Source organism: Streptomyces sp. NPDC029138 (assembly GCF_055564375.1).
This window is the reverse complement of sequence record NZ_JBVHWM010000003.1, coordinates 305,190-317,060: the sequence shown is the minus strand read 5'-3', so window position 1 is coordinate 317,060 and position 11,871 is coordinate 305,190. Positions and strand designations below refer to the sequence as shown.

The window sequence follows — 11,871 nt, the reverse complement described above, 5'->3', positions numbered from 1 at the left end:
CCAAGGGGTAGACCAGAAACGGCGCCGTCGGTCGCATGTGCGGGATTCCCGGTCCCGGCCCTCGGTCATGTCACACCCCATGGTTCTGACCGGTCTTGATAAGTGAAGCCGAGAGGAACAGAGGACACCGTGCGTGAGATCTTGATCGTGGGTGGTGGCTACGCGGGTTTCTACACCGCGTGGGGCCTGGAGAAGAAGCTGCGACGGGGTGAGGCACGCGTCACCGTGGTCGACCCTCGTCCGTACATGACGTACCAGCCGTTCCTCCCGGAGGTGGTCGCCGGGTCGGTGGAGGCCCGGCATGCCGCGGTCTCGCTGCGGCGGCACCTGCACCGGACCCGCCTGATCGCGGGCGCGGTGACGGAGATTCGCAACAGCGCACGCACGGTCACGGTCCGGCCGGAGACCGGGCCGGACTTCGACCTCCACTACGACGTGCTGGTGGTGACGGCGGGAGCCGTCACGCGCACGTTCCCGATCCCGGGGCTGAGCGACCAGGCGTACGGACTGAAGCATGTCGAGGAGGCCGTGGCGATCCGCGACCGGCTGCTCACCTCGTTCGACCGCGCGGCGACCCTTCCGCGCGGGCCCGAGCGCCGCAAGCTGCTCACCGTCACTGTCATCGGAGGCGGATTCTCCGGGGTGGAGGCCTTCGGCGAACTGCTGGCGCTGGCGACCGCCCTGCTCAAGCACTACCCGGAGATCGATGCCGGAGAACTGGCCTTCCACCTGGTCGAGGCGCGGAACCGGATCCTTCCCGAGGTCACCGACCGGCCCGGTGAGTGGGTGGTGCGCTCGCTGGAGAAGCGGGGCGCGCGGGTACATCTGAACACCCAACTCGTCTCCGCGGAGGACGGGCGCGTCGTACTGTCCGGCGGAGAGGAGTACGACTCGGGCCTGATCGTGTGGACGGCGGGCAACGCGTCCAACCCGATCGTGCACAACCACACCGACCTCCCGGTCGACGAACGTGGCCTGCTGACGGTGCGTGCCGATCTCCGGGTCGGCACGGACACCGAGGCGGTGCCGGATGTCTGGGCGGCCGGCGACGACGCCTCGGTGCCCGACCTCGCGGCCGGGCGACCGGATGCCCGCACGGTGCCCAACGCCCAGCACGCCGTCCGGCAGGGCAAGCGTCTGGCGAAGAACATCCTGGCGTCACTGCGTGGCCGGCCGACCAAGGACTACGTGCACCACAGCCTGGGGGTGGTGGCCACGCTGGGCCTGGGCCGCGGCATCTTCCAGTACCGGCGCCTGGTCATCAAGGGCTTCCCGGCCTGGCTGATGCACCGGGGCTACCACGTCCTGGCCGTACCCAGCTGGGAACGTAAGGTCCGCGTTTTCGCGGTGTGGGCCACCGCCGCCTTCTACGGCCGCGACGTCGTTTCCCTTGTCTCGGTCCAGCACCCGAGAGATGCCTTCGTATCCAGCGGCGCCCCACGCCGCAGCGAGGAGCCTACGGACATCGTCGCCGGATGAGCCGGCGGTGACGTGCCGGGCGGCGGGCGTTTCGACGGGAGCACCCGTTGCCCGGGGGCGGGCCGCCGACCCCCGGCGTGGCGAAGTACGGCTTGCGGGTCAGGGCTTGGCGGCGCGGTACAGACCGCGGCCGACACGGCGAATGCGGGAGGCGCCGACCAGACGGTCGAGCGTGCTCCGGACGGCATTGATGCTGCCACTGTCGGTGTCACGGCCCAGAGCGGCGGCGACATCGCGGGCACGGACGTCGGTGTCCGCGACTTCGGCGAAGTACGCCAGGATCTGCTCGGTCAGCTTGCCGTACTTCGTGGCGTGGTCGGCCTCGGCCTCGGCGTTCGTGCTGTCGGACGTCCCCCGGCTCTCGCCAGCGTCCTCGGTCGTGTTCGCGGGTGCCGCTCGCCGCGCGGGCGCCGGCTCCGCCGTCGGTCGGACATCCACAGGACCAGGTGCCGCGGACGACGGAGCGGCCATGGGCATCAGGGCCTGAAGGGCGCTGAGGGCTCGCTGCACGGAGTCGAGGTGAGCGGTGACCGCGGAAAGTTCCCTCTCCAGCGCCTGCTTCTGAACCTCCAGCCGGGCCAGGTCCTCCCGGAGGCTCTCGGCGGTGATCTCGATGTTGCGAGCCGTGGGAGTCACGGAGCCCATGCGTTCCTCTCGTCCTCAACCCTTTCCCGGCGGGGCCGCCGATGTGCCGGCGACGTCAGCCCGGCCCAACACCGGCGGGATGCTACCCCGACATCATATGCAGCGGCCCCCGCCGGTCGGGAACGGAGCGGGCGGAGACCGGAGAGCGCGCATCGACTACCGAGACGACTCACCGGCATCCGCCCGAGCGGTCTGTCAGGGGCGGCCGGTCGTCGAGTGATCGAGCCGTGTGTCGCCTGCCTCACCCGGGTGCTTCCGGCCGTCAGCGGGCGCAGCCATCGAGTGCTGCAGTTGCCGTAGGGTCTCGGAGACCGCGTCGATGCGGGCGTCCACCGTGTTGATCGCCTCTCGGAGCAGGCGCAGCCGTCCCTCGAGCAGCGCCGCCTCCGCCGCGAGCGACGCGGTGGCGGCTGCGGGATCGGTCCGCCGGTCAGTGCTTCGGGGCATCCTCTCGTCCTTCCTCAGCTGGTGCCGGAAGCCTGGGCACGGACTCCGCTGGAACAGCGATCACCTGAACGCATCGCCTGACGTGTGTCCCTGCCATGCTCCTCCTTCTTCGCCGCAGGGGCTTGAGCGGATGCCGCCGCAAGCCGTCGACACCGCATAGACCGGGCAGTGGGGAGAGCTGTGACAGCCATGGGACGGCGCGCCCTGTTACTGCGCCTCGCCCCTGGGATCAGGGGCTCCTCGGCGAAAGGGGGTGCGTGCGGCAGAACGCAGAGAACCTCCACGGGAGGATCGCCGATGGTCCGCTGTGCCAGTGTCCTGCCGGTGATACCGGACCGCACGCACACGTTGCGCATGCTGATCCCCGTACGGGAGGTGAGTGTGCAAGGGGCCGCCCCGGGTAAGCGCATCTCGTGAGCGGCATGTTCGACACGACTCACTGTGGTGCCGTGAAAATGACACCGACGGCGGCGTCGCATGAAAGTGTGTTTCGGCGGCACGATGGCACCACCCGAGGGATGCACACGCCACCGCAGCGCAGTGGTGCAGCAGGGCCGTTCGGAAGGAGGACGCGGTATGGAACCTGTCGGTGACACCCTGCCGATCGCGGAGTTGCTCGATGAGCGGCGGCATCTGCTGGAGGTCGCTCACTGGATGCTGGGCAGCCGCATCGCGGCAGAGCGCGTCGCCGACGAGGCGTACCGGCAGTGGTACGGGCTCTCCGATCACCAGAGGGCCCGGATTACGGCGCCACGCACCTGGCTGACCCGGGTCGTCGGTGGCATCTGCCTGGCGCGGCTGGCCCTGTCCGGCCGCGGGGAGGACGCCCAGGGCCCCGTGCCGAGGAGGGGGCAGCGCGGTACCGGCCTGGGGGGCGAGGTCAGCGCGGTGTTGCTGCGGACGTTGAACACGCTGTCACCGGCCGACAGGGCGGCGTTCGTACTCAACGACGTCTTCGGACTGGCAACCGGCACGGTTGCGGGCATCGTGGGGCAGTCCGAGGCGGAATGCGCCCAGCTCGCAGACCGGGCCCGTCAAAGCATTCGGGCTCGTCGCGCACAGCCGACGCCGCCACGCCGGCAGGACGAACTCGCCCAAACCTTACGACACGCGTGCGCCGACGAGGACGCCGACCGCCTGGCGTCCCTGCTGGCCCCCGAGGCCACCGCATTCTTCGACGGCGGAGGCAAGGTCCGCGCGCTGACGCGGCCCGTCACCGGAGGCGAACGCGTCGCCCGGAGCCTGCTGACCCTGCTCGCCGGGCACACCCGCACCACCTTGCACACCCACCCCGTCAACGGACGCACGGGTCTCGTCGTCCGCTATGACGACCAGGTCGCCGCGGTCATCACCCTCGACATCGCCGGCTCCCGCGTCGTCCAGGTCTGGGTCGTCCTCAACCCCGACAAACTGCGCTCCTGGAATCGCCCTCGCCCCTGACGAGCCGCCCAGGAACTCGGTCTGGGACGCGGCGGACGGCCGCACAGCGGGAGCGGGAGTCTGAGAAGGCGGCGATCTTGCGCGGGTTGAACACCCACATCGCCTGGTGGTTGCCCCGGTGCGTGGCCGCGACGGTCATGAAGGTGGCGGGCCGGCCGTCCCGGTGGAGCAGGATCCCGCTGCGTCCGTTGGTCTCGACCGGTTCGACCTCGACCGTCGGCCAGAACCGTGGACAGGCAGTCGACAGTTCGCCACGCGGGCGCGGCCCAGGACCGGGACACGAGCCGCCCCTCGGACGCCGTTGCCGTCGGAGAGACTGACCGCGTTCGGTGTCAGCGGTGCCTCTAAGGAAGCGACGTCCCTCTGCCGAGCAGCGGCGACGAAGGCATCGAGCAGCGTGCGTCGAAGGCTTCTCTCAGGACGTACGCGGCGCGTTCGGCCGGGGGGAGCTTCCCAGCACCGAGAGGAGGGCGAGTTCCAGTGCCTCTCCTCGTTCGGCGCCGACCTCCGGGTCACTGCGGGTGTCGACGGGCTCGGGCAGCCACGGACCGATGTAGGTCTCACGGCGGACGCGGGCCGACTGGGCCACGTTGATGGCCATGCGCGTGGTGGTGCTGGACAGGAACGCCACGGGACTGACGACGGCGGTACGGTCGGCCCTCTGCCAGCGCAGCCGCACCTGCGGTCGTCGTCCGGGACTGCCGGGCCGGTGGGCCGGCGTGCGGACCTGTGGCAGCGTGCCGAGTTCACCTCCGCTCCAAGTGACCAACGGCTGAGGCGTTTCGCGACAGTTTCGGGGTGGATCTCTCGCCGGGATTCGGAGAACGCGAGCCTCGGCACCGGTTCCATGTCACACACACGCCGACCATTCGGTCATTTCAAGTGACGAGCGGTGACGTATCGCCCACCCGCGTCTTCGCACTCCCTCACGACGAGCCGCCCCCGAGACCGTTTTCCGTCCCTCACCGCAGGAGGTGTTCCATGGACTGGCGCGAACGGGCACTTTGCCAAGGAGAAGACCCTGATCTCTTCTTCCCGATAGGCAACATCAACAGTGGCCCGGTGGCGATTCAGACGGACGAGGCGAAGGCCGTCTGCCGTCGTTGCCCCGTGACGGAGCAGTGCTTGGCGTGGGCCGTCGACGCGGACCCGGTGGAGGGCATCTGGGGCGGTACGACGGAAGGGGAGCGCCGCGCCATGCGACGGCGCACGGCGCGCACGCCGGGGGCGACGGAAACCGCCGCGTGAGCGCGGGCCGAGTGGCTGGACTCGGCCTCCGCCCTCACCGGCATCCGGTCAGGCCGCCGCGTTCCGGTCGGCCCGTATCGCGGAGATGTCCAGTGTCAGAGTCACCTTGTCGCTGACCAGGACACCCCCCTTCGCCAACGGTGTGTTCCAGGCCAGCCCCCAGTCCGAACGCCGCAGGGTGGCCGTGCCCCCGAAGCCGACCCGGTGCTGCCCGTGGGTGTCCTCGCCCGCTCCGCCGAAGACGACGTCGATGTCCAGGGGCAGCTCGATGTCCTTGATGCGCAGACCGCCGGTGAGGCGGAACTCGTCGTCGCCGTGCGGGACGACGCCGGTGGAGCGGAAGGCCATCAGGGGAAACGTCGCGGAGTCGAAGAAGTTGGGCCCCGCAAGGTGCGCGTCGCGCTCCTGGACTCCCGTGTCCAGGCTGTCGGTCTGGACACTCACGTACGCCTCGGAACGGGACGGGTCGGAGCCGTCGAGTTTGAGAAGGCCCTCGAAACGGTCGAACCTCCCGCGAACGTTGGAGATCATGGCGTGCCGGACCGAGAAACCGATCGAGCTGTGGACCGGGTCGATGGTGTACGCACCGGTCACCGCCGGGTACGGACCGGAACTGGGAGGAACGGCCTGATCGCGTTGCATCAGCATGGTGAGTGGCCCTCTCTGCGGTTGCTGTCTGTCGGTGACAAGGCGTGTCGGCGTCTCGGCCATCGCCGCGCCGAACGTGAAGAAGGGGCCTGCCGTGCCGCGGTGCGCGCATGACAGGCCCCTTCGCGTGGGCGGCCCCTGCCCCAGGGGCCGCCCCGCCCGGCGGCTCAGTGCTGCTGCGCGAGCCAGTCGGCGAAACGGGTCCCGGCGATGTGCGCGTCCGGACCGGGGAGCAGGGTGGTCTCCTGCAACTCCGCACCGAAGTACGGGGCGTGCGCGTCGGTCACGACCGTGCGCGGGTCGTTCTTGGCGGCCAGGCCCTTTTGGATCAGCTCGTCCAACTGGAACACCTCGGGGCCGGCGACTTCCACCACCCCGTTGACGGGGGTACCGACAGCGGTGCGGCCGACGGCGGCGGCCACGTCGTCGGAGTAGACGGGCCGGATCTTGATCGGGGCCAGACGAACGGTGTCACCGTCGGTCGCCGAGTCGGCGATGCCCTTCATGAACTCGAAGAACTGGGTGGCGTGAACGATGGAGTAGGGAATTCCCGAGTCCTTGATCAGCGCCTCCTGTGCCTGCTTGGCACGGAAGTAGCCGCTCTCCTGGAGCCGTTCCGTACCGACCACGGAGAGGGCCACGTGGTGGGTCACGCCGGCGTCCGCCTCCGCCTTGAGGAGGTTGGTGGTCGAGGTACGGAAGAACTCCATGACGGCGTCGTCCGCGAAGGAGGGCGAGTTGGAGACGTCCACCACGACCGAGGCGCCGTCGAGGACATCGGCCAGGCCCTCGCCCGTGAGCGTATTGACGCCGGTGTTGGGGGCGGCCGGCACGGCCTCGTGACCGTGCTCGTTGAGCTTGGCGACCAGCTTCGAGCCGATCAGTCCGGTACCGCCGATCACTACGACCTTCATGATGGGGATCCTTTCGGAGTGGTGTGATGTGGTGTGCACCAGGTAGGACCGGATGCATACGCTTTCTGTGACAGGACCTGGGACAAATGCTGTGAATCAGGAATGCGGGACGGCGGACATCTGATTCGACGAGCTATTCGACGAGCTTTCCGTCGGTGGAGACGTCTTCCATGAGGGACGCGATCTCGTCCGGGATGGGCGGAATGCTCTCATGGGTGATTCCGGTCGTCGGGGACCAGACGAGGTTGACGCGGAAGGCCGGATCCATGTCGGGGAAGTCGCTGCGATTGTGACAACCGCGGGTTTCCCGGCGTTCCAGCGCCGCTTCGAGGGTGGCGCGGGCCGCCAGGGCGGCCGACTTGAGGTCGAAGGCGTGGGCGAGGTCCTGGAAGCCGGCGATGTCGGGGTGGACTCCGACGTTCTCCATGCGCTTCTCGATGGTGTCCAGTTCCGCCAGGCCCGTGCGCAGACCCTGTTCGTCACGGACGACGCCGGCGTGTTCGGTCATGGTGTTGCGGATGGCGCGCTGGAGGGCGCGGACGTTCTCGGGCCCGTCGGCAGCGAGCAGTTCGTCGACTTCGGCGCGGGCCTGGGCCACCGCGGCCGCGGAGCGAGGCTGCGCGGTGAGTGACTCCGAGTAGGCGGCGGCGGCCTGACCGGTGATGCGGCCGTAGACGAGGAGTTCGATGAGACTGTTGCCACCGAGGCGGTTGGCGCCGTGGAGGCCGCTGGACGCCTCGCCGATGGCGTACAGGCCGCGGACGTCGGTGCTGTGATCCTCGGGGCGGACCCAGACGCCGCCCATCGAGTAGTGCGCGGTCGGGGCGACCTCGATGGGTTCGCGGGTGATGTCGAGCATCTGCAGATCGAGGAGCGTCTGGTAGACCCGGGGGAGCCGGTTCATGATCGTCTGGCGGGGGAGGTGGGAGACGTCGAGCCAGACCCCGCCGTTGGGGGTGCCGCGGCCTTCCTTGATCTCGGTGTAGGAGGCGAGGGCCACGCGGTCGCGGGTGGACAGTTCCATCCGCTGAGGGTCGTAGCGGCTCATGTACCGCTCGCCGAGGGCGTTGCGCAGAATGCCGCCCTCGCCGCGGGCCGCCTCACTGACGAGGGTGCCGGCGGCGTTCTCCGGTTCCATGATGCCGGAGGGATGGAACTGGACCAGTTCGGGGTCGCGCAGCCGTGCCCCGGCCTCCACCGCCAGGCGGAAGGAGTCGCCGGTGTTCTCGTCCCGTCGCGAGGAGGTGCGCCGCCAGATGCGGGTGTGCCCGCCGGCCGCGAGGATGACGGCGTCCGCGTGGATGAGGTAACGGGTGCCGTTGTTGAGGTCGAAGCCGTAGGCCCCGAAGACGGCGCCGTCGTGGACCAGGAGACGGGTGATGTAGACGCTGTCGAGCATGGATATGTCCAGCTGGCTCGCGCGCCGGATGAGCGTGCGCTGAATCTCGAGGCCGGTGTAGTCGCCGGCGAAGGCCGTGCGGCGGTACTTGTGGGCGCCGAAGAAGCGCTGCGAGATGCGGCCGTCCCCTTCGCGGGCGAAGGCCATGCCGTAGCGTTCCAGGTCGTCGATGCCCAGGGCCGCGCCCTGGGTGACGATCTCCGCCGTGCGGGGGTCGCCGAGCAGGTAACTCTCCTTGAGGGTGTCCGCGGCATGCTGCTGCCAACTGTCCTCGGGGTCCATCGTGGCCAGGGCCGCGTTGATCCCGCCGGCGGCCAGGGAGGTGTGGGTGTCCTCCTTGGGGCGCTTGCCGACGGCAACGACATCGACGCCGGCCTCGGCCAGCTCGATCGCCGCCCGCAGACCGGCCCCGCCGGTACCGATCACCAGCACCATGGTCGAAAGTCGTTGTTCGGTGATAGCCACGATTGCTCCCGTCGCTGTGGGTGTCACTGACTACGACCAGGCCAGGCGGAGGTTTGTGACACGGCGCCGCCGCTCCCGACGTCCGGGGCGGGTGACTCCGGGGAAAGCGCACGTGTCACAGCGTGTGGGCATCCCCGGTCGTATCCATGAGTCCGACGGCCGACCGAGTCGGCCCCGTGACGGGTCCGACGACGAGGAGGAGGAGAGGGATGACGTACGTCATCGCGCAGCCCTGCGTCGACATCAAGGACCGGGCGTGTGTCACGGAATGCCCCGTGGACTGCATCTACGAGGGTTCACGCACGCTCTACATCAACCCCGCGGAGTGCGTCGACTGCCACGCCTGTGAGCCCGTCTGCCCCGTGGAGGCCATCTTCTACGAGGACGACCTGCCGCGGCACTGGGCGCACTACCGGTCCGTCAACGCGGAGTTCTTCGAAGCCGCGACCCCGGAGCGGGACCATCGGCGTGAGCCGGCCGGAGACCATCCTCTGGTCGAGGCCCTGCCCCTGCAGAGCCTCGACAAGAAGGAGATCTCCGTCTTCGCCGTCCGCAAGGAGGAAGCCGCCGACGCGGACCTCTGGTTCCCGTCCTGACCGGGCGGGCGATGAGCGGCCGCCGCCGGGGCGACGGCCGACGCATACCGGACGTGGCGGTCAGGAGGCGAGGGTGATGGTGGTCGGCGTACCCCTCCAGGCCATGCGTGCGTAGGGGCACAGCGCGTCGGCCTTCTCCATCAGAGCCGTTGCCGTCTCGGGAGCGACGCCGGGCCACCGCACCACCAGATCGACGCGCAGCAGGTAGCCACCGTCCTCCGGATCCCGTCCGAAGGCGACGGTCGCCACGACGGAGATGGCCGCGGGGTCGAGTGCCTCCTGCCGCGCCAGGAGGCTCAGCGCGCCGTGGAAGCACGCCGCGAAGCCGGCCGCGAAAAGCTGCTCGGGGTTGGTTCCCCGGCCGTCGCCGCCCAGCTCGGCGGGCATGCGCAGATCGAGGTCCAGGGCGCCGTCGGACGAGCGTGCCCGGCCGGAGGCCCGCCCGTGCGAGGCCACACCGCCGTCGACGGTCACGGTGGTTGTGTAGATGGGCGAGAACTCGTTCCCGCCGTAGTCCTTCGCGGTCGACAGGGTGGGCAACTGGATCCGCTCGGTCACAGCATGACTCCGATGTGGTCGTGGTACGGCGTCCCGGTGGACGTCCGGGAGCACGTACCCGGGGGCGTCCGGGGTCCGGACTACTGGTTGACCGACAAGTAACCGTTCCTGTGACGCCTGCCCGCCGACGGCCGCCGAGAAGGCCCGCCGGCGGGTCAGTCGCGCAGGGAGGCCACGTAGGGCGCCAGCTTGGCCGGGTTCATCACCCACATGAGCCGGTCGATGCCCTCCGTCGAGACGTCGACGGACAGCAGGGCGACAGCCTCCCCGCCGGACGAGACCAGCACGGCCGGCAGGCCGTTCGCCTCGACCCACCGGATGTCCGCCTGCGGCCAGAAGCGCGGGGCGAACGCCACGAGGTACCGCGAGACATGGGACCGTCCGACCACCGGGATCTTCGACGCGCCGCGGATCCCGCCACCGTCCGAGTAACTGACGACGTCGGCGGTGAGAACGTCCTCTAGTACCGACAGATCGCCCGTCCGCGCCGCGGAGAGGAACACCTCCAGCAGCCGCCGATGGGCCGCCGGCGTGACGCGCTCCCTGCGCTCGGCGGCCAGGTGCCTGCGTGCCCTGCTCACGAGTTGACGGGCGTTGGCCTCGCTCGTCTCCAGGATCTCGGAGACCCGCCCGTAGGGGTAGTCGAAAGCCTCCCGGAGCACGTAGGCGGTGCGCTCCACGGGATTCAGCTTCTCCAGGACCAGCAGAACCGCCATCTCCAGGGCCTCGGCCCGCTCCGCGCCAAGCTGCGGATCCTCCGTGGTGTCGACGGGCTCGGGAAGCCAGGGGCCGACATAGGACTCCCGGCGCATCCGTGCGGACTGGGCCAGATTGATCGCCAGCCGGGTCGCCACCGTGGTCAGGAAAGCGGCCGGTTCGAGGACCTTGGTGCGATCCGTGTTCTGCCACCGCAGCCAGGTTTCCTGCACGACGTCCTCGGCCTCCGCCGCACTGCCCAGGACGCGGTACGCGATGCCGAAGAGTCGCGGGCGCGCCGAAAGGAAGTCCTTCGTCGCTTGATCGAGGGTGTCGGAGTGGGCGCCAGCGTGCATGGATCGTCCCTTCTGGCTTCGTGCGCACCATGCTACAAGCGGTCGAGGGGGGACGCGTCGGGGGTCGTTGACACGACCGTCCCCGATGCCGCCCAGGTCGCACACCGTGGCACCCGATGACTCCGGGACAGCACGTCGCAGGCCCGGCACGGCACCGTACCGGTCCGCTGCCCGCCCGCTCCTGGGAGCGCGCCATGTCACGAAACAACCGCACGGCCGGTCAGGACTGCGAACAGTCATGGACCAGGAAAGGTGCACACGGTGTCAGTCAGAAGGCCGGCGCACGCCCGCTCCCCACACGGCGACGGCGGCGGTGACGTGGCCCCGCGTCCCGTCGTCTGACCCGCCCCATGGGTACTCCCGTCGACGTCGTGCACTCCATGCTGACGCTGCTCTTCGCCCTCGTGGCGGTGCACGCACTGTGGCACGGCGTCCGGTCACCGGGGACGGGACGCCGTGACCGGGTGGACCACCTCCTGCACTCCGCCATGTCCGTGGCCATGGCGGCGATGCCCTGGAGTCTCGGCCGATCGCTGTCCGGCCAGACCATGACGGTCCTCTTCACGCTCGCCGCACTGTGGTTCCCGCTGACCGCCCTCCGCCGCACGGCGAACAGAGTGGCGGAGATCGCCGCCCGGTTGCCGCCCGCGGCCGGCATGGCCGCGATGGCCTGGATGCCGCGCACACATCACGGCCGGGCGGTGCCGTCACACGAGACCCTGGCCGGAGGCGTCCCGGCCGCACACGACACCGCGGCTCTCGGCCATGCCACCGGCGCATCGATGTCGACTGCCGGGGTCACCGGGCTGCTGACGGTGTATCTCCTGGCCTGCGGTATGTGGTCCTTGACCCGCCCCATGCCCTCGCTGCGGTCCGCCACGGACTCCGCGCACCGCGCCGCCGCGACGGACCCCTACGGTCACGTCCGCGACGGCGCGATGGCGCTGGGGACGGCCCTGATGCTGCTCATGCTCCACTGA

The 11,871-nt window shown here is 69.7% G+C and carries 11 protein-coding genes and 2 pseudogenes; 5 read left to right on the top strand and 8 right to left on the bottom strand.

The annotated features are described in order from the left end of the window. The first annotated feature begins 129 nt into the window (after window positions 1–129). Window positions 130–1,479: an NAD(P)/FAD-dependent oxidoreductase gene (locus tag ACZ4WH_RS05445; RefSeq protein WP_468176834.1), complete on the top strand. Its 1,350-nt coding sequence runs from the start codon at window positions 130–132 to the stop codon at window positions 1,477–1,479. Between the two features lie 99 nt (window positions 1,480–1,578). Here ACZ4WH_RS05445 and ACZ4WH_RS05440 read toward each other — a convergent pair whose 3' ends face one another. Continuing rightward, window positions 1,579–2,124, bottom strand: a complete 546-nt coding sequence (locus ACZ4WH_RS05440; protein WP_468176832.1) for a hypothetical protein — start codon at window positions 2,122–2,124, stop codon at window positions 1,579–1,581. 195 nt (window positions 2,125–2,319) lie between these two features. Continuing rightward, the gene (locus tag ACZ4WH_RS05435) at window positions 2,320–2,571 is read right to left on the bottom strand and encodes a hypothetical protein (protein WP_468176830.1); all 252 of its coding nucleotides are present in this window, start codon (window positions 2,569–2,571) and stop codon (window positions 2,320–2,322) included. A 576-nt stretch (window positions 2,572–3,147) separates the two neighbouring features. On the opposite strand from ACZ4WH_RS05435, the gene ACZ4WH_RS05430 reads away from it, so the two are divergent. Next, the gene (locus tag ACZ4WH_RS05430; protein ID WP_468176828.1) at window positions 3,148–4,011 is read left to right on the top strand and encodes a sigma-70 family RNA polymerase sigma factor family protein; all 864 of its coding nucleotides are present in this window, start codon (window positions 3,148–3,150) and stop codon (window positions 4,009–4,011) included. Here ACZ4WH_RS05430 and ACZ4WH_RS05425 read toward each other — a convergent pair. Then, window positions 3,968–4,693 (bottom strand): annotated as a pseudogene (locus ACZ4WH_RS05425) (sigma-70 family RNA polymerase sigma factor family protein); the annotation flags it as partial. The gene ACZ4WH_RS05430 and the pseudogene ACZ4WH_RS05425 sit on opposite strands and share 44 nt — an antisense overlap. Before the next feature lie 299 nt (window positions 4,694–4,992). On the opposite strand from ACZ4WH_RS05425, the gene ACZ4WH_RS05420 reads away from it, so the two are divergent. Beyond that, window positions 4,993–5,259, top strand: a complete 267-nt coding sequence (locus tag ACZ4WH_RS05420; protein WP_468176826.1) for a WhiB family transcriptional regulator — start codon at window positions 4,993–4,995, stop codon at window positions 5,257–5,259. Between the two features lie 48 nt (window positions 5,260–5,307). Here ACZ4WH_RS05420 and ACZ4WH_RS05415 read toward each other — a convergent pair whose 3' ends face one another. The 3 genes from ACZ4WH_RS05415 to ACZ4WH_RS05405 form a co-directional block, all read right to left on the bottom strand. Continuing rightward, a complete protein-coding gene (locus ACZ4WH_RS05415; RefSeq protein WP_468176940.1) occupies window positions 5,308–5,904 on the bottom strand; it encodes a YceI family protein in 597 nt (198 codons plus the stop codon). A 170-nt stretch (window positions 5,905–6,074) separates the two neighbouring features. Continuing rightward, window positions 6,075–6,821 carry an SDR family oxidoreductase gene (locus ACZ4WH_RS05410; protein ID WP_468176824.1) on the bottom strand — a complete coding sequence of 249 codons (747 nt, stop codon included), beginning with the start codon at window positions 6,819–6,821 and terminating at the stop codon, window positions 6,075–6,077. Between the two features lie 133 nt (window positions 6,822–6,954). After that, window positions 6,955–8,655: an L-aspartate oxidase gene (locus ACZ4WH_RS05405; protein ID WP_468176938.1), complete on the bottom strand. Its 1,701-nt coding sequence runs from the start codon at window positions 8,653–8,655 to the stop codon at window positions 6,955–6,957. A 239-nt stretch (window positions 8,656–8,894) separates the two neighbouring features. Here ACZ4WH_RS05405 and fdxA point away from each other — a divergent pair. After that, window positions 8,895–9,203, top strand: a pseudogene (fdxA, locus tag ACZ4WH_RS05400) (ferredoxin); the annotation flags it as partial. 138 nt (window positions 9,204–9,341) lie between these two features. On the opposite strand, the gene ACZ4WH_RS05395 reads toward fdxA, so the two are convergent. Both ACZ4WH_RS05395 and ACZ4WH_RS05390 read right to left on the bottom strand, forming a co-directional pair. Continuing rightward, window positions 9,342–9,839, bottom strand: coding sequence for an Ohr family peroxiredoxin (locus tag ACZ4WH_RS05395; protein ID WP_468176822.1), 498 nt, complete (start codon window positions 9,837–9,839; stop codon window positions 9,342–9,344). Window positions 9,840–9,994: 155 nt separating this feature from the next. Beyond that, window positions 9,995–10,891, bottom strand: coding sequence for an RNA polymerase sigma-70 factor (locus ACZ4WH_RS05390; RefSeq protein WP_468176820.1), 897 nt, complete (start codon window positions 10,889–10,891; stop codon window positions 9,995–9,997). Window positions 10,892–11,241: 350 nt separating this feature from the next. On the opposite strand from ACZ4WH_RS05390, the gene ACZ4WH_RS05385 reads away from it, so the two are divergent. Next, window positions 11,242–11,871, top strand: a complete 630-nt coding sequence (locus ACZ4WH_RS05385) for a DUF5134 domain-containing protein (RefSeq protein ID WP_468176818.1) — start codon at window positions 11,242–11,244, stop codon at window positions 11,869–11,871.